Source organism: Companilactobacillus miaonis (genome assembly GCF_036913615.1).
In the GTDB taxonomy this organism is placed as follows: Bacteria; Bacillota; Bacilli; order Lactobacillales; family Lactobacillaceae; genus Companilactobacillus.
Genome location: NZ_JAYKTX010000004.1, coordinates 130266 through 149503, shown reverse-complemented (window position 1 = coordinate 149503; position 19238 = coordinate 130266). Strand labels below are relative to the sequence as shown.

15 protein-coding genes are annotated in these 19238 nt (G+C 35.6%); 8 read left to right on the top strand and 7 right to left on the bottom strand.

The window, feature by feature from the left end; all coding sequences use genetic code 11:
- Positions 1–53: 53 nt before the first annotated feature.
- Together U8521_RS04810 and U8521_RS04805 are read right to left on the bottom strand one after the other, a co-directional pair.
- Positions 54–1007, bottom strand: coding sequence for an ABC transporter substrate-binding protein (locus U8521_RS04810; protein ID WP_334352026.1), 954 nt, complete (start codon positions 1005–1007; stop codon positions 54–56).
- Positions 1008–1095: 88 nt separating this feature from the next.
- Positions 1096–2769 carry a hypothetical protein gene (locus U8521_RS04805; protein ID WP_334352025.1) on the bottom strand — a complete coding sequence of 558 codons (1674 nt, stop codon included), beginning with the start codon at positions 2767–2769 and terminating at the stop codon, positions 1096–1098.
- 253 nt (positions 2770–3022) lie between these two features.
- Between U8521_RS04805 and U8521_RS04800 the strand changes: the two genes are divergently transcribed.
- On the top strand, positions 3023–4294 hold the full coding sequence (locus tag U8521_RS04800; RefSeq protein WP_442886122.1) for an ISL3 family transposase: 1272 nt from the start codon (positions 3023–3025) through the stop codon (positions 4292–4294).
- Between the two features lie 147 nt (positions 4295–4441).
- Here U8521_RS04800 and U8521_RS04795 read toward each other — a convergent pair whose 3' ends face one another.
- The 3 genes from U8521_RS04795 to U8521_RS04785 form a co-directional block, all read right to left on the bottom strand.
- Positions 4442–5884: a hypothetical protein gene (locus U8521_RS04795; protein ID WP_334352023.1), complete on the bottom strand. Its 1443-nt coding sequence runs from the start codon at positions 5882–5884 to the stop codon at positions 4442–4444.
- Between the two features lie 357 nt (positions 5885–6241).
- Positions 6242–6454: a DUF2922 domain-containing protein gene (locus tag U8521_RS04790; protein ID WP_334332081.1), complete on the bottom strand. Its 213-nt coding sequence runs from the start codon at positions 6452–6454 to the stop codon at positions 6242–6244.
- An 18-nt stretch (positions 6455–6472) separates the two neighbouring features.
- Positions 6473–6673: a DUF1659 domain-containing protein gene (locus U8521_RS04785; RefSeq protein WP_334332080.1), complete on the bottom strand. Its 201-nt coding sequence runs from the start codon at positions 6671–6673 to the stop codon at positions 6473–6475.
- Between the two features lie 154 nt (positions 6674–6827).
- Between U8521_RS04785 and U8521_RS04780 the strand changes: the two genes are divergently transcribed.
- The 6 genes from U8521_RS04780 (at position 6828) to U8521_RS04755 (ending at position 11117) form a co-directional block, all read left to right on the top strand.
- Positions 6828–7721, top strand: coding sequence for a hypothetical protein (locus tag U8521_RS04780; RefSeq protein WP_334352022.1), 894 nt, complete (start codon positions 6828–6830; stop codon positions 7719–7721).
- A 222-nt stretch (positions 7722–7943) separates the two neighbouring features.
- The gene (locus U8521_RS04775) at positions 7944–8783 is read left to right on the top strand and encodes an SLAP domain-containing protein (protein ID WP_334352021.1); all 840 of its coding nucleotides are present in this window, start codon (positions 7944–7946) and stop codon (positions 8781–8783) included.
- A gap of 176 nt (positions 8784–8959) precedes the next feature.
- The gene (locus U8521_RS04770; protein WP_334352020.1) at positions 8960–9235 is read left to right on the top strand and encodes a hypothetical protein; all 276 of its coding nucleotides are present in this window, start codon (positions 8960–8962) and stop codon (positions 9233–9235) included.
- Between the two features lie 550 nt (positions 9236–9785).
- Positions 9786–10130: a hypothetical protein gene (locus U8521_RS04765; protein ID WP_334352019.1), complete on the top strand. Its 345-nt coding sequence runs from the start codon at positions 9786–9788 to the stop codon at positions 10128–10130.
- Positions 10131–10158: 28 nt separating this feature from the next.
- Positions 10159–10713, top strand: a complete 555-nt coding sequence (locus U8521_RS04760; RefSeq protein ID WP_334332076.1) for a helix-turn-helix domain-containing protein — start codon at positions 10159–10161, stop codon at positions 10711–10713.
- Positions 10713–11117, top strand: coding sequence for a protein-export chaperone SecB (locus tag U8521_RS04755; protein ID WP_334352017.1), 405 nt, complete (start codon positions 10713–10715; stop codon positions 11115–11117). Before U8521_RS04760 ends, U8521_RS04755 begins: the two co-directional genes overlap by 1 nt.
- A 540-nt stretch (positions 11118–11657) precedes the next feature.
- Here the strand turns inward: U8521_RS04755 and U8521_RS04750 are convergent.
- Together U8521_RS04750 and U8521_RS04745 are read right to left on the bottom strand one after the other, a co-directional pair.
- Positions 11658–11906 (bottom strand): P8 family protein, encoded by a 249-nt coding sequence (locus U8521_RS04750; RefSeq protein ID WP_442885952.1) that lies wholly within the window; start codon positions 11904–11906, stop codon positions 11658–11660.
- 166 nt (positions 11907–12072) lie between these two features.
- Entirely contained in the window at positions 12073–13527 is a 1455-nt protein-coding gene (locus tag U8521_RS04745; protein ID WP_334332074.1) for an APC family permease, read from the bottom strand.
- Between the two features lie 427 nt (positions 13528–13954).
- On the opposite strand from U8521_RS04745, the gene U8521_RS04740 reads away from it, so the two are divergent.
- On the top strand, positions 13955–19225 hold the full coding sequence (locus U8521_RS04740; RefSeq protein WP_334352016.1) for a beta strand repeat-containing protein: 5271 nt from the start codon (positions 13955–13957) through the stop codon (positions 19223–19225).
- The last annotated feature ends 13 nt before the right edge of the window (positions 19226–19238 follow it).

Here is a 19238-nt window from a genome sequence, read left to right as displayed (position 1 = left end):
GTCACGCAATCAAATGATCACGTGGCTCCTTTTTTTGCTTTAAAATCCAATCTCTATTTAATATGACGAACCTTAATAGTAGTCTTCTTGTAATTAATCTTACCTTTGTACAACTTCTGTTGCTTAGCAAACTTGTAAGCTTTCTTAAAGTTAGACTTCTTAACTTTGTGCATCTTCTTGAACTTAACATCCATGGAATTCAACTTAGTAACAGCTTTTCCACTGACATTATATTCAGAGAAAGAATTATTCATTTGCATGTAAGAATTAGTCTTGTTGATAGTTCCGATCTGCTCATTGATCACACTAGCCAAAATATTCGTGTTAGAAATATTCTTCTTAGCGTAGTCGCTGTTAACAATCAAAACGTTACCATTGTCGGCACCCTTCTTTTGTTGGTTCAAAATTTTCGAACCGTTAACTTTAGCTTCGGTCAATGACGGATCTGATAATACCGCAGCGTCAATTGAACCATCCTTCAAAGCATTTACTCGATCCTCTTGTGAGTCAACTTGTTTAATGTGAACTTTCGACAACTTAACCTTTTTCTTCTTCAAAAGATTCTTCAAATAGTAATACGACATGTTACTCTTATCAACCGCAATCGTCTTACCCTTTAATTTCTTAACACTTTTAATATTCTTGTTAGAGGCTAAGCCAAAATAACCGGGCATAGTTCCAACAATTTTCCAACTAGAATTTTTTTTCGATAAAGCAGCATAGTTAACTAAATCAGTCACCGCCGCATTGACCGTTCCATCAGTAATGGCACTATTCAAATCCTTAGTTGAATCGTAGGCTTTAACGTCCGCATTCAAATTATTTTGCGTATAGCGATTCAAATTCTTACCCATGGAAGCAATAGCCGATGGAATATCCTTTGTTGTTCCAATCGTATAAGCAACATCGTCAGCCGCAGAAACATTCTTGATCCCGACGAAAGAGAATGTACTGAAAACTAACAAACAGGCTGCTAAAAACACACCAATTTTCTTTAAGTTCTTCACAATAAAAACTCCCTTTTTGTTATTCAACTTTCATCATAACGTAAAGGGAGTTATTTTTTCTACTCAATTAAATTTACTTATAATTTTTTTACACATTAACTTTAAATCTAGGATAAATATCCAACAGCAAAATTGTTAATAAACTAAATATGCTGATTAGATACAGACTTACTGACATTTTGGAATCATAGGTCAGATCAATTTTAGCGTAATTTGTACTAACTGGAGATTCAAATTCAACAATACCTTTATCATTTTTAATGATATTTAATTTTCTCCCATTTAAGAAGGCTCTTGTATACTTATAGTCAATGTATGGAAGGTCAATTCTATCTCCTTTTTTTATATTTCCAAGTTTGAATTCATTTGCAAATCCAATAACCCTAGGACTCTGAAAACTTTCATGCCCATTAATTTTTACCTCATGATTCAGTATATCAGGTAAATATTTCTGAGTTCTTGCAGGTACATACTGATTTAAGTACGTTTCTGGTATGGCATTCTTTTTAATCATTTCGTTTGAAATCACAAATTCCTTTTTCGAAACTAAAGAATGTTCAGTAGTATTCAATATTGATGAGGCCCATAGTCCTCCCATTATTACAATTGCTGGTAACAACACGACTAAAAAATTTTTATCAAATGAACTATCAAAGATTATTTCTACTGACTTGGCAACTATTATTGAACCAAATAAAGTAGTAAACATTAATATTCTAAATGGAAATTGAATGACTTGAATCGGTGTGTGTTGTAAAAATCTCCAGGGAAACAAGTTGGACGATAAGACAAATGTCATTAAAAATAAGAGATAAACCCCTTTATATTTGGCATCAAATTTTTTCAGTAAAATTGCACCAATTAACAAACCTAGTACAAGGATAGTTCCTATACTGTAAATACTACCTTCAGCCATTCGTTTACTTGAATTATCTATTCCAAATATCAATAATTTAGAAATATCTTGTCCTTCAAGAATTTGTGGATCTGGAACCCCGTAATTTTGAAAAGTTTCTTCTGATAAGAATGGAATAGTAAAAACCAAGGTTGAAAGAATAGTTCCCGCTACTGCTTTGACCAAATTTAAAAGTCTATTTTTTGTAATGTGTAATTTAAAACTGAATAATATCAAAATTAGTAAAAACATAAGTACACACATAAAAGTGGTCAACACATGAGAAAAAATGATCAGTGACATTCCTATAGCAAGAGAATGCCATTTTTTACTATCTCCAAAAAGGACTTCATAGAATCCTAAAAAACAAAGTGGCAAAAAGATACTAGCAACATATTCTGCCACGGCCGAACGTGGTAAAAGTTCAACTAGTCGATAAGTCCCAAAATTATAGACTAGCGAAAAAATGATTGCCAGTTTATTGCTATGAGAAAATTCTTTCATAGAATAATGACTTACTAAAAACGAAATAAAAAAATAAAACAGCAAACCATAATAATAAGAGTTAATATAATTACCAGATAATTTAAAAAAGAGTTCAAATGGTAATAAAGTAACCCAAGGATAAAAAATATTTAATCCATAACCTATTTGTCCAAAATCCGATAATGATACATTGGATGCCATGAAATCATTGTGAATATTATCATGTAAATCCATAATTCTTCGAAAATGATAATAAATATCGTCTCCGTTCCAAACAAATCCTCGTTTTATAATTTCATACATAAAAATGGATAGCGATGCGTATAAAAGAAACATTCTAACATAGCTAATCACACGTTTGTTCAAATTAATTTTCCCCACGATTACTCCCCTATGTGACAATTATTCTTTGCATTTTCAATTATAGCAAAATATAAACAATTATAAGGTTAATCCTAAAGCTAATTGCATTTTTCAGGTTGTACGATAAATAGAGTTGATAGGCATTTTGCCATCAACTCTATTTTTGTATACCATTTATTAGTAAATGTTTTTAAGAGCATCAAAAAAGACACCACTCATGTCCTTTAGATGTTCAACCCTCTACAGCTTTACAATGAAAGGAATTTGAATGATGCCCCTAACAGATAATTCTATACGAAATTCTTTAGAAATTAAAGACAAGAATATTATATTCACTGATGATTCAGTTTTTATGGATATACATGGAACTACATCCTTAGTTTATTTTGCGAAACTTACTAAGGACGTTGAGCGTTGTGTTAATTGTGGCCTTACAGGCCACGTAATTAAAGACGGATTCAATTCAAATATGATAATAGCTCCGTCCTTAACCCTACGCCCAACTTATATCTTTTTACAGCGTCAAAAATATAAGTGTAAAGCTTGCGGATCAATTTTTGTAGCTAAAACTAGTTATGTTTGGGATTATTGTCAAATTGCGCAGCCGGTCAGACAGATGATTCTGTCTGAGGCTGCTCATAATACATCTCTTAAAGATATTGGCAGACGATTTAATGTATCAGATAAGACCGTTCAACGTATTATTGATAAAGAAGCTGAACTACATAAAAACAGATACACAGACTCTTTACCAAAGCACATGGCCTTTGATGAGTTCATGGCGACGGATAAATTAAGTTTTATTTGGTTAGATAGTAACGATCATCGAGTTGGAGATATTTTGCCTAGAAGAACCTCTTATCAAATTAAAAAATATTTTGAGAACTTCTCTTTAAAAGCCAGAAAACAAGTACAAACCGTTTCTTTAGACTTAAACGCCGGTTACATCAATCTCGTTCCAAAATTATTCCCTAAGGCAAGGATAGTCGTTGATAGGTTTCACATTGTTCAAATGGCCAATCGTTCTCTTAATTCTGCAAGAATTAAGGTAATGAAAACTATGCCCAAGCGCAGTAAAGAATATTTATTCATGAAACGAGATTGGAAGAAGTTCTTGGAACCATTCGATTCCATCGAAAAAGTAACGCCTAAGTATCAATATAGCGTAAATTATTATGAAACAGATTTGAACTTGATCACAAAATGTTTGGACTTAGACGAAGGCTTTGCCAAGTCTTATGAGACTTATCAAGATATTTTAGAAGCTATTGAAACAAGTGACGTTGAATTAATGAATGAAACAATACTTGATTATCATTCATTGAACACACTTATGGATACAACTATGAAATCACTGAGAAAATATCGAAAGCAAGTACTAAATGCTCTACACTTCGATTACTCCAATGGATTTTTAGAGGGAACCATTGGAAGGATAAAGAAAATAAAGAATGGTGCATATGGCTATCGAAACTGGAGTAACTTTATTAAGCGGATTGATCTCCAAATCTTTTGGCTTCGAGCAAGCTCTTCAGCCAAATAAAAAAACAGCTAGACCAATTATGGTCTAACTGCTTATGTAAACTGCCATCAACTTAATTTGACGAACAGCCATTTTTCAATCAAATTTAAAAAAGTGCATAAAAAAAAGGCTCGCTTACGCGAACCTTTAAATTTCAGTAATTAATAATTACTTGAATGAAACGCCTTCACCGGCTTGTAGCCATTCGCCAGTAGCAACACGGTAGTATGTGTTACCTGCAGCGTCTTTAGCAGTCTTATCAACTCTCCAAGCAGTACCTGAAGCTAGACCACGGTCAAGAACGTTACCGTCATCACCGAACAATGACATTACGTAACCAGCTGGTTTTGTCAATGTAGCAACACCAGAAGCAGCCTTGATGTCTGTTAAAGCACTACTATTTGAAGTACCATCAGAATATGTTACATCAGAAGCATCAATCCATTCGCCAGTAGCAACACGGTATTGTTTGTCACCGTTAGCATTTGTACGAACTTTGTCTGTCTTCCATGCTGAGTTAGCAGCTAATCCACGGTTAGCAATTGTTTCGTTGTCATCATTCTTCAATGTGTAAACTGAGTGATCAGTCTTTGTTGTAACAACGCCAGTTGTATCTGTTGTTGTCCAGCTAGCAGCTTCCTTGCTACCCACATGAATTTCACGAATCAACGTAAATGACTTTGTGCCATCAGCATTTGTCTTTGTTTGGAATGATGTTGGATCTGTATAACTACCAGTTGGTGTTGTTCCGTTAACAGTCAATCCATATTGATCAGCATGTAAAGCATGGTTTGTCAACAATGTAGCAAATGCTGAATCAGCAGCAAATGTACCAGTAACTACTTGGTAATATGTTGCGTTTTCTTTGTCAAATGTTGAAACAGCGGCACCATTTGTACCATTGTAAGCATCATTATATGAGTTATAGAAGTTTTGACTTACTGAAGGTGTGATTGTATCTTCCTTAGCATTTGTCAATTCATTACCATTGTTATCTTTAACTGACAAGTTTGCTGTAGCAACAAGCTTGTAATCAGCAGCTGATGTACCATAAGCAACGTTTGTGCTCTTATCGTATGAAATAGCAGCTGATTTTAGGTCAACAGCTTGTTCAACTGCAGCCTTTGTAACAGTAACATTCTTAACGATAGGTGTTGCATCAGCACCATCAGATGTCTTGTAGTTGAATGTAAGTGTCAACTTAACACCCTTTGTTGTTTTATCTGATAAGTATTGGTTTAATTCATCCAATGTTGAAACCTTTACACCATCAGTTGTAACTGCAGCAACATCAACAGTTGTACCAGCTTTTGTTAATGCATCAACATTCTTATTTTGTAGACCATACTTAACGATTTGTTGATAGAAAGCATCACTGTCAAAATCAGCAATCTTAATACCAGTACCAAAGTTTGCAGCTTTTTCAGCACTTGTATTTGCAGCAATAGTATAATCATAATTATATTGGTTAGCATAGTCTGTAACAGCAGATGTGTTTGTATCTGTAGCAGCTTGTACAGTTGTTACATTTGAAACAACAGGAGCAGCAACTGGAGCAACAGCTAGAAGTGTAGCAGCAGCGATTCCTGCATATTTAATAGATTTTTTCAATGTTAATCCTCCCCTGGACTACAAGAATTTATTATTTTAATTGTCGTGGGGCTATCCCACTGACAATCATTATATGAAACTCCGGCTTGTGAATCAACTGAAATTTAAAAAGTCCCCACTTTTGTAACATTTCTGTATTAAATATCACAGTTTTGTAACATTTCCATACGAAAACGCATTAAATTAACAAATTCCTCTAAGAAAAAGTTCAAATCTCATGCATAAAATGTTTAAGCATTGACTATATAAATTTTTATCAACCCAAAAGAGCCTACTCTTATTCTATTCTAAATAAGTCGTAGGCTCAAGGCTTATACCTTAAATATTTGAATAATTTTTAGTAAAATCTGGAACCGCTTAGAAGATAGTGCTCTCTTCACGATCAACATACTTAGCGCCAAGAATTTCGTTGTAAAGTTGGTAAGTATTCTTTTCAAACAATTTACTAGCTTGAATCTTGTTCATGGCTTCTCTAACTGTGTCCTTGTCCAAACCATCCTTGACATAACTTAATACTAGATCCTTATTCTTACCGTCAGCTGTCTTAAATTTCAATTGTAATTTTTTCATAATATTCCCCTTTTATTGTTAGTCTAATGTGTCGTGTTTAACTACTTCTGTGTCACCAAGTGTGTCGCCGTTTGATAATAGTAGTAAGGCATCTGTGAAAAGCTTAATTTGTTCTTCAGTCGGATTTTCTACTATATTATTGAAAGTTCTAGCCTTCTTACCGCGGGCGTAGTTTTCGTTGTTCAATGTGACGATGATTGATGTTTTCTTCCAGTTCATTTTTCTTACCTCTTTTTTTATTTTGTAAGTTCTTGGCCGGCTTAAGTAACTTACACAAATACTAACGAAGCGTGATGGCAAAAACGGAAATATTTTTTGAAATTTTTTTGAACATGGTATAATTCTTACAGCAACAATATGGAGGAATTTCAAAATGAAGAAAGCTTTATTACTAGCAACAACTGGGGTGGCACTATTGCTAGCTGGCTGCAGTAACGGCGCACAAAAGTCTACTGACAACAGTAGTAGTACTTATAAGACTGAGATGTCTAAGGGAAATGATGCCGTAAGTGATGAGAAATACTCAAAAGCTATGGATCACTTTGCTTCCGCAATTAAGGCGAAAAAAACTGACAAAGCGCATGATTCAAAAGTCCAAGCACAAAACTTGGTCAAGGCGAAGAAGTTGATGAACCAAAGAAAATTTGACAGTGCCAAGAACGCTCTTAATGAAGTGACTGACCAAGATAACGGTAATCAAAAGATGGTCAAACACGCTAAGAAACTCTTAAAGCAAATTAAAGTAATCAAGACAAATCGTAGTAATTTCACTAAGAATATTGCTACAGCTCAAGATGTAATGAATGATTCACCTGATCAAGCTAAGACATTGCTTGAACAAGTAACTAATTTTGAAGGTATCAAGGGGAAATATTATTCAGACCTTTACAAGCAAGCTAAGAAGCTTTTAGCCAATCTACCTGTCAAAGCTGAAAATGATACAACAACTGATACTAATACTGATAACAATAGTAGTAGTTCAGATACAAATAATGATTCTTCAACAACTACTGATAGTAACTCAGCTAATAGCAATTCTAACCAAAGTGGTAATCCAGCTGCTAACGGTGATTTCGATACTGAGAAGAAAGAAATCGACGGTAAGACGATCACTGATGCCGACATCAATAAGGCTCGTGAAGATCTTTCTAAGCAAGGTGTTAACGCTGGTGCTTGGAGTGACAACGATATTGTTCGTGCGATCAAGAATGCTTATAAAGACGGTCGGACTACTGTTACACCTGACGATGCTAAGATCCAAAATTAATTGTAATAAATATCTAGAGGTGACACTCTCTAGATATTTTTTTGTCTAAATTGCGTGATTTCTATTTAAAATATTCATTTATCAAAATTTTTTTGAGAGAAAATTGCTCAATTCTAAAGAAAGATTTACGTTTCTGTTAACTGTTCTTAACACTTATTGATTAATTTTTGATTGCATTATAAGTTTACTATGAACCGCAAAATAAGGATTGGAGGTTTATAGATGAAAAAGAATAAAGCTCTTATTGGTTCAGCGCTGGCTCTCTTAATCGCTCCGGCTGTCTTGTCCAACTTGTCTCCTCAAGATGTTGATGCGGCTGTAGCTACTCCAAGTAATTTGGTCGGTACGGTTCGTCGTGGCAGTGGTGTCTTGGTCAATTCTCAAGGTCAAACTATCACGAGCACTTACCTTCCTAACTTCAGTTCTTGGAAACTTGGCGCAACGACTCAAATCAATGGCATTACTTATTATCAAGTCGCCACTGATCAATGGATCGCTGCAAGTAGCATTGTTATTTCTGACGCCACTCCACAAGTTGATACATCTGTTTCTGGTCAAAATGCCACAACTAAGTGGAATGCTGCTGTTGTTAACAGTCAAGGTCAGGCAATCACAGGTGTAACTTTGCCTGCTAATTCTAACTGGAAACTAGGCGCATCTTTAACTATCAATGGTAAAGTTTACTATCAAGTTGCAACGAATGAATTTGTAGCTGCTAGTGATTTGAATATTGGACAAACACAAACAACTACACAAACTCAAGCCGCAACTTCTACTCAAGACGTACAAAACACGCAAGATCAAAGTAATCAACAATTAGTTGGACAAGTTGTCAACGGACCAGCTGATTTGTATGATACTTCAATGGATGCATTTTCAAGTCGACAACTAGCTGAAGGTACTAATTGGAAAGTTGGTAATATGGTGCAAAATAAATATGGCCATACTTTCTATCAAGTTTCGACTAATGAATGGGCCCAAAGTTCTAATATGAAGTTGAATCAAGATGCTTCAAGTCAAGTTACCAGCGAGCCAGAATTCGCCACTTCAGTAACACGATAATCAGTGAGTGAATTTACTATTTTTTAGATTTCACATTTTCTTCATATTTACCGTTTACTATAGTAGTTGGTAAACAAGAATTAATTGTTTTACTCTAAAAATATTTAAATAAACAAACTAGTATCATTCACCTCCCTGATATTACGGACCTCCAAATTTTTTTGGAGGTCCTTTTTTTGTTAGAAGTTCTTTTTGCAGGACTAGACGTTGGGCTGAATAGTAATTGGTCTTTATTTTGGGTGGCGTTACATTGCCGTCTTCCGCAACAGCTCTGGGAAACGCTGGAACGCTGTGGACGCAACTTGAAGCCAATTTTAAGACCGAAAATTGTCTCCAAGATTGGTCTTTCACTAAACGCTAAAGCGTTAAGTGAAATTTCACGGCTGAGCATTTCCCAGAGCTGTTACTCCAGACTAGAGTTCAAATCTATGCAGTATTTTGGTAAATTCTGAATGGGATACTATATCTATTTAAGAGTATATGTTGAACTGATTTATAGTCTGGACACGTTATAAGCGTTCGTTTCTCAATTTGTCTAACTTCATTCAAAAACAACACACTACATTCAACCACTAAACAGAGCAAAATATCTCCTCCAAGAACCATTTTCCAACGTAGTGTGACACCAATTAAAAATCCAGTTCCATAAAAATAAGAACAGTTGTTAATTCCGATAGAACAACTATTTCTAAAAAAATGGAAATTATATAAACCATAGATCCATTATTCAGCACCGGAGCAACAAAGCTGATGGGCTCAGATGTGAAATTATTCTTAGCAATTTATTGCTTAGAATAAGGCTGAGCTTTGAGATTTTGCGTACTTTGCAAAAGCTCAAAGTCAGCCCACATCGTTCCAGCCCAATCAGCTTTGTTGCGGAGGAGCGGCATACTTCACAAACAAAACAAAAGACACAATTGTACATGTGAGTCTTTTGTTTCTCCTGAATAACAAAAGATGCTATAATTACTTCAATAAATCTGCAACGGATGCGTGACAAAAATGGTCAATCCAAATGAGATAAAGAAAGTTATTGAAGTTATCAAAAAGAAAAGATTCTTTTGGAAACTTAGTCATAGAAGTAAAAATTACCAAACACTTTCTATCCTAGGATTGGGTGAAGAAGCTATATTTAATATTATTTACAATGATTTATCTTGGAGAGACTATTCTTCAGGTCCTTTACTTGATGACCATATCCCTCCTATTCCAGGTAATATCTGGATATTCGGATTAACTATTTCTAATCAAAAATGTTATTTAAAATTTCAAGATAAACCAAGTGGTATTATCATGTGGATTTCAATTCATAAGCAAGAATATCCACTGTACCTACCCTATAAATGATTATTTTCATACAGGAGGTATTTAACATATGAATAAAAAAAAGATTTTTTACAACGAAGAAAAAGAAATTTCCGAAGCCTACACAGAAAAATGGTTGCTAGAAAAATGTACCGTAAAAGATATCGACAACTTGATTGTGAATCATCATTACTGGGAAGATCCTGAAGGCGAGCTTTGGGTAGATTTTAATAATCCAATGGAAAACGTATACGCAGATTTTAATGCATATAGAGAAGTTAAGAATTTTATGAAGCCCAGTGAATTAAAGAAGTTAAGGGAAACACTTAATTTAACTGTCAGAGAATTTTCCAAATTAACTGGTTTAGGATACTCAAATATTTCTCAAATTGAAAATAATCAGAGAATCCAAACAAAATATCAAGATTTAATTTTCAAATTGATTCAAGAAAAATTTAAATACACTGGTAAACTTCCATTAGAAGAAATTCCAAATGAACTAACCGATAAAATCAATCATAAAATTAACAAAAATGACTATTCCCAATCAAAGAGTATTGAAAATAAACATAATCTAAAATCCGATTCATATAATTTCGATAAAATATTAGGAGATGCAATTTAATGGCTGTCTTAAACTTCAATGGATATACTGTTAAAGAAATGAATTATACTAAGAACGATAATTTTAAAAACGATTCTGAAATAGCACTAAAGCCAAAACTAAAATTCAATAATCAAATAAAAAACGATAAAATTGTTGTTGAGATTAGTGCATCAATTGGTTCGCTAAAGGATAATCGTATTCCCTTTAAAGCTTCTTGTTCTTTAGAAGGAACTTTTGAGTACATATCTTCCGAAGACGAAAGCAATATTGGACCTGACAGCTTAATACGTAATAATGCTGTAGCAATACTATATCCTTATTTAAGAGCAACTATTTCAAATTTAACCTCACAATCAAATGAATTTCCTGCTTACATTCTTCCAACCGTTAATGTTGCAAAACTACTAAAAAACAATGATTAGAATAATTAGAAAGTAAATAAAAGAGAATCTTATTAGAGCTACAGCAAATTGCATTCTAATAAGATCCTCTTTTTTTACATTCCAGCAAAATTATCTTTGTTACGGAGGGCAACACACTACATCCAACCACTAAACAGAATAAAACATCCCCTCCAAGAACTGTTTTCTAACGTAGTGTGACGCCAATTAAAAATTCATTTCCATAAAAATAAGAACATTTGTTAATTCCAATAGAACATCTATTTCTAAAAAAACGGAAATTATATAAACCATAGATCCATTATTCAGCACCGGAGCAACAAAGCTGATGGGCTCAGATGTGAAATTATTCTTAGCAATTTATTGCTTAGAATAAGGCTGAGCTTTGAGATTTTGCGTACTTTGCAAAAGCTCAAAGTCAGCCCAGCACGTTGCCGCCCAATCAGCTTTGTTGCGGAGGAGCGGCATACTACACACCAAAAGACATAAAAAAATCCTTTAGAGAACACTTCTTGTACTCTAAAGGAATGGTAAAGCAATATTTAAATTTAAAGATCAGTTCTACTTCTTAAGGTTCTTTTCAACCCAGTCGCGGACTTCGTCATCTTTCATATCCAAGAATGGCTTTTCTGCTTCTTCGGTCTTAACTGTGTCGTGATTGTTGTTCTCCATGAAATAATCCCAAATAGCGTCACGGACAACTGTCTTATCATCGCTCCAGTCGAAAGCCTCGCTCATCTTTAGGTTCAATACTTCTGGTTCTTTTGCAATGGCTGCATCTGCCATCTTTGATGGATCTACTTCTGCCATATCTAACAACCTCCTTAGTTACAAGATCATTATAGTTCTCTTTTTAAAAAATGGCGCATTTTATGTTTATATTTTTTAAAAAAGATCGGATTTGGCATGATAATTTCTCTTGTAAGCCTTTATAAATAAATGTTTCATACGTGATTGGACACTTTGTCTAACCACTTTATTTGCTTTTATCTGGATTTTTTGCTTTCTTACCGAGAGTTGAGTGGCGGATTCCATAAGCCAAGTAAATTACTAATCCGATGGCAAACCAGCCGCCAGCATACAGCTTTGCTTGAATATCCAGTCCCCAGAAAACGACCAGCGAACCTAAGAATCCCAGTGCAGGCAAAATTGGGTACAGTGGCATCTTGAAATCAGGGTCGGCGATGTCCTTTCCTTCACGATGGCGCAATGGATAAATTCCTAGTGACACGAACATGAAGGCTATCAAAGTCCCGGCGGAAATCAATTGGGCTAAGAATGCAAACGGACAGACGGCTCCTAAAATAATTCCGACCACGGACAAAACGAGTAATGCGTTATTAGGTAGATTCTTGTTATTGAGTTTTCCCAGCCACTTAGGAAGCATCCCATCACGCCCGAAGGAATAAATCAAACGTGATCCGGCTAACATCATCCCGATCAAAGCAGTGAACATCCCGATAACAGCAATCGCTTGAATGACACTGGCAACAATTGGATGTCCAGCTTGTCGAAGGGCCCAACCGACCGGTTCGGCATTATTCAAATAGGAAGAATACTTGAACATCCCTACTAAAACAAGTGCTACGGCAATGAATAAACTGACCGCAATTACTAATGAACCCAGAATTCCCCGGGGCATAGTTTTGCCTGGATTTTTAGCTTCCGCGGAATTTGCAGCAATCGAATCAAAACCGATATATGATAGGAAAATCATCGAAACGCCAGCATAAATTCCTTGCCAACCACCAAAGGCAGTACCATCACTGTTAAGACGATATTTAGGAATAAATGGAAAGTAGTTTTCCACATGAATGGCCGTTAAACCGACTACGATAAAAGCTAAAATTGCTAAAACTTTTAAGATAACTAATAAATTTTCAACTCGAGCTGCCCCACTGACTCCTCGGGATAACAACCAAGCGACCGCCGCAATTACGACTACGGCAACTAAATCTAAGACGCCACCATTACTACCTAAAGTATTGGCAATAGCATTAGGAAAATGAACTCCCAGTGGTTCCATTAAACCTCGAAAATTGGCTGACAGCCCTGACCCGACAAAAGCGAGCGCGATGAAGTATTCAGCCAGTAATGCCCAACCCGCGACCCAGCCGAAAAATTCGCCAAACATAACATTGATCCACGAATAAGCCGAACCAGCAAATGGCATCGCTGCAGCCATTTCAGCATAGGCAAAAGCAACTAATCCAGCAACGATTGCGGCAATGATGAACGAAAATACCACTGCTGGACCAGTATGTTGAGCCGCCACGACCCCTGGCAAAGTAAAAATAGATGTAGAGACAATTGTCCCAACACCCAAGGCCAAAAAGTCCTTCACTGTCAAAACTCGTACTAAATGTGAATCTTTATCCTCATAAATACTCGGATCCTCTTTCAAAGTCAAACGTTTAAAAAAACCACTCATAGGCAAAACTCTCCTCAAAATTGACTGTCATAAAGCGACAAGAAATATTGCCTATTTTAATGGTTTTTTAATTTTCTTGCAAGAAATTTATAAAATTACTAATCCAAGAGGAAGAAGTGGATAAGTGTTCTTAGTATCAATTTAAAATAAAGCCTAAATTTAAGAAAGAAGAAGACTATATTTCAATCCTTTTTTGGTAAAACATTACTTAAAAAATTAACAGATGTGTATTTATTGTGCTGTTAACTCATTTTTTGATGAATATTTTTGATATATATAAGTTTTATTTTCAATGCTTTTTTATACTAAAAAGCGCATCAATTTTGTTAAGAATTCTTTATCATATTTGATATATCGAAAATACCTCAAAGAATATAATTATTACCGTGATATTTTATATATTTTATAAAATAAAGGGGTAATAATTATGAGATTTCAACAATTAAAGCGTGATCCTAATAGTATAGTTAGGAAACGTCTCGTTAAATCTAAAAAGAATTGGGTAGTACTAAGTAGCCTATCCATTGCGGGGGGATTATTTTTACTAAGCGCTCCTTCAGTCACAGTCAAGGCTGATACGGTATCCGGCTCAAATGTTCAGACTACTGTAGTAAATATTAAAGATAAATCTTCAGGGAATACTGATACACAACCAATCACAAAAACTGGTCCCGTTGAAAATGCTCAAACAACCACAACAGATACTAAAGCCCAGACAGATGTTCCAACAACTGATGAAAAAACAATCTCAGAAACAAAACCGTTAACTGATACTAAACAGGGAACTTCAACATCTACTGACAATACATCTAAAACTTCTGATAATAATACTAATATTAATGATGTTTCAACTACAACAGATGCTAAAACAATAGATACTGATACTACCACCATTACCGATAAAACTTTATCTAACTTAGCGGTATCGAAAGCTAGACTTTCAAAACTTGGTGTTAATGCTGAATCACTGTCCTTAAATACAAACTCCACACTAGCTGACGGTAATATTGCTGAAGGTACCCAAGGAACTACCCCTTGGTATATTTCAGCCGATGGTATTTTACACTTAGGTTCTACCATTGAAACGACAAAATTAACTGATAATACTACAACAACAACTGCGAAAACTAGTGAATCTTCAACTACGGGTACTGGCCCAACTACTTCCACAATTGTAGAAACACCAACTTCTCCTTGGTACGATAATGCAAAAGACATCAATTCTATTATTTTTGACGGAAAAGTCACAGCTGCAGATGACATGAATCACATGTTTGCTAATTTGACCAACTTGAAGACAATACAAAACATCAATAATTTAGTAACTGATGATACAACTAATACTGCCGGTATGTTTGCCAATGACACTAATTTAGTCGATGCATCTAACGTTGGTGAAACACATTCAGCTGACGATCAAAAGCTCGATTTGTCAAAAATGAACTGGTTCTTTGTAAAAGATACCAATAATATGTTTTTAAACGATAGCTCGGTTACTAAAATAGTATTTCCTGACAGCCAATTTGCAACTGTTGCAGCCGCAAATGATGTTAGTCATATGTTCAAAAATGATATAAATTTAAAATCTGTCAATGTTGCTAATTGGCAATTTAGAGTACCTAAGAATATGATTGGCTTATTTGAAAATGACATCAATTTGGGAGTATCTGAGGTACTTGATTTAAGCACTTGGAATATGAGCTCCGATACTGTCACCGGTGATTCTACAAAGGGTGAAGGAATGTTCGATGGTACCAATATGGAACAAATTAGATTATCTGGATATAATCGTTTCCAAAAAAATACAGATTTACCATCTAAAAATTCTAATCATTGGATAGATACAACCAATAACATCAAACTATCAACACTTACTGCTAAGGATGACAATCCTACGCTTGGATCATATTTTGTTGATTCTATGCCGGCAACGAGAAAAATTAATTTAGTCCCTACCCCTGGTGAAACGGTAAAAACTGTCAAGGCAACTATGGAAATACCTTCAAACTTAGGTCCCCAAACAGTCACTGTAACAGGAACTGTTAATGGAGCTGTAACTAGCATCACTGTACCTACAGTCAACGGATACCATCCCAATATCACAACAGTCAATGGGACTATTATCAATGAAACGACCGCTCAAACTAATTACTATGTAACTTATACTGGTGATGAAATCGACCAATGGAACGCTTCAGTCACTCTTCCTGATAAAACCGTTAAGCAAATCACCGGTACAAGTAATATTGACGGTCAAACTGCCCATATTGGAGATACCGTTTCTTTTGATGCCCCTACGGTTACTGGTTACGAAACGACCCCTACTAAAATAACTGGGACCATCCAACCTGACAAAACCATCAAATTTGAGGAACCAACTTATAAAGAAAAGACTTACACAACCAGTGTCGATGTTCCTTCAAATTTGGGTGTTCAAACAATTACCGTATCTTCAGTGGCTGGAAAAATTAATATTCCCGTCACTAAAAAAGAAGGTTACACTGCTGACAAAAATTCTGTGACCGGTACTATGAATCTTGACGGAACCATAATTTTGGATCCTGACCAATCTGTCATCTATACCGGAGACAATATTACCGGAAATACTTCAATCACAACAAATTTGGGAGCAAAAGAAGTGACTAACGTTTCAGGTAAAGTTGGCGATACCGTAACTGTTGCTGTTCCTAAAGTTGACGGTTACACGAGTGATAAAACTTCCGTACAAGCTAAAATTAACCCTGATCACACTATTACAATCACCGATTCAATTACTTATACTGGCAATAATGTATCTGACGGTACTGCAACTATTGCATCAAATTTTGGTAACCAAATTGTGACGAATATTACTGGTAAAGTTGGCGATACCGTATCAATCAAGGTACCACAAAAGGACGGTTATACTACTTCCTCTGAATCAGTACAAGGTACTATTCAACCTGATCACACTGTTTCGGTCAAAGATACTTTAAACTATATCGGTAACAATATTACTGACACCTCTACAACTATCAAAACTAACTTAGGTGATAAGGTAATTAACAATATCTCTGGTAAAGTTGGTGACGCAGTAACACTTGAAGTCCCTGATGTACTTGGTTACAGCAAAAATAAAGACTCAATTTCTGGCATTATCAATCCTGATGGTTCAATTAAAATTACCGATAACGTAACTTACACTGGTAACGATGTAACTAATGCAACAGCAACTATCAAGGCCGTCCAAAATACTGATACTATTCTACCCGATATCACATTTAACAATATTGCTGGTAAAGTCGGTGACATAGTTAATCTCGATGTTCCTAAAAAGGATGGCTATACTTCTGCTAAATCCATTAAAGGCGTAATTAACCCTGATGGTAAAACTGTTACTGTCATCGATTCAGTTAACTATATCGGTGACACTCATTCAGACGTTAAGGCCGTAATAAATTCCAATAAAGGTCCTCAATATGTCGAAAATGTTACTGGTCAAGTCGGAAAAGCTGTTGAACTAACAGTCCCTAAAATTGAGGGATATGACCCAGATGTAACTTCAGTAATTGGAATAATGAATCCTGATGGTTCGATTACTGCTAATAAGAACGTTACTTATACTCCTAAAGTTTTAACTGGCGGATCAGTTACTATTTCTACTCCTGATGGAAAACAGACCATTACTAACCTAACTGGTACTGTTGATCAAAAAGGTGGCACAACCATCAAAGTCCCAAGTATCCCCGGCTATACTTCAAACAAATCTGAGATCAAAGGTACTATGCAAGCTGACGGTTCAGTAATCACTAGTGAAAATGTAATATACACTCCAGACACTTTGACCAATGGTACAACTGAAATTACTATCCCAAATGGAAAAATAATTAAGATATCCCATCTAACTGGCACTGTCGATAAAGTCGGCAATGTTCAGATAAGTGTACCCAAAGTAACTGGATATACTCCTAATAAAACTTCCGTTACGGGTACTATGAATGCCGATGGTACAGTAATTCCTGATGAAAAAATAACTTACTCACCTAATACTTTGAATAACGGTATAGCCGAAATCAAAACTCCAAAGGGACCAATTAAATTAACTGGTTTACTTGGAACCGTTGGTAAAAAGGATGAAGTAGTTATCAAAGTTCCAAATATTACTGGCTATACGCCAAATAAAACCTCAATTACTGGAACCATGAATCCTGATGGAACAGTTATTCCGAGTGAAGAGGTTATCTATACACCTGATACTCTGACTGGAAACGTTATTATCCACACTTCTAAAGGTGATATTACTTTAACTAATGTAACTGGTACAGTTGATCAAAAGAATGGTATTCAAATCAAAATTCCTGCTGTTCCTGGATATACAGCTGATCCAACTTCGATTACTGCCACAATGAAACCAAATGGCTCAATTACTCCTAGTCAAAATATCACCTATGTACCAAACAAATTAACCAATGGTACGACTGAGATCAAGACCCCTGACGGAACTGTCAAAGTAACCAATTTATTTGGTACAGTCGATCAAACCGGTGGGGTAACCATTAAAGTTCCCGAAGTAACTGGTTACACACCTGATAAAACTTCAATCACCGGAACTATGAACCCCGACGGAACGGTTACTCCTAATGAAACTGTTACTTACATTGGCAATTCAATTGATAATCAAACTTTGACTATCTCTGCCAAACTAGGCAATCAAACAATTACTAAGACTGTTACTAACTTAAGTGGAAAAGTCGGTGACACGATTGAAATCAAAGTCCCACAAATTGCTGGATTTACGACTAATGTTTCCACTATCAAAGCAACTTTCAATCCTGATGGCAGCCTTTCTACAACTGACTCGGTAATTTATACCAGCATTCCTCAAACATCTCCATCTGTAACAGTCGAAAACATCAAATCCACCATCGCCACCTTTGCCGACCAACCAGACGTGCAAATTTACGCTAAAGATTCTGACAATCAAATGTCCATCGTTAGCCGCAAATTAGTCCACAATTCTGATTGGCTAACCGATCAAAAGATGACCCTCAATGGCAATACTTTCTATCGTGTGGCAACTAATGAATGGGTCAAAGCTAGTCAAGTTTATCTTTACAAAGCTGAAACTTTATCCTTACAAGCTAAGACAGATTCCGATAAGCAGATGATTAAAGCTGAAGGAACTACGCTTTCTAACTTGCTTGCTAAGGGAACACAATTCACTAGTGACCGCATCGCTTACATCAATGGACAAGAATATTACCGTGTCGGCATCAACCAGTTTGTCAAAATCAGTGACACCGAAATCGTCAATGACCAAAATATCAATTTAACCGTGGCAACTTTCAGTGATCAGCCTGCCGTTCAAGTTTATGCTCTGAACAACGACCAAATCACCCCTGCCAACCGTAAATTGATGCCGCAAACTGATTGGTTAGTCGACCGTCAAACAACAATCGGCGGCCAAAAGTTCTACCGCGCCACAACTAACGAATGGATCAAAGCTAGTCAAGTTTATCCGTTCGTCTACAATCAAACTGTTGTCCATACAACTGCTGAGAAAAAACTGTATACAGCACAAGGCAATCTAGTCGCTAACCGGAAGCTAAATAGTGACTCCGCTTGGAAAGTTGATCGAATAGCTTATCTAAACGATGAAAAATATTTCCGGGTTGCAACCAATGAGTTTGTTAAAGCAGTCGATTTAGAAAAATTCTAAAGTAAAAAAATAG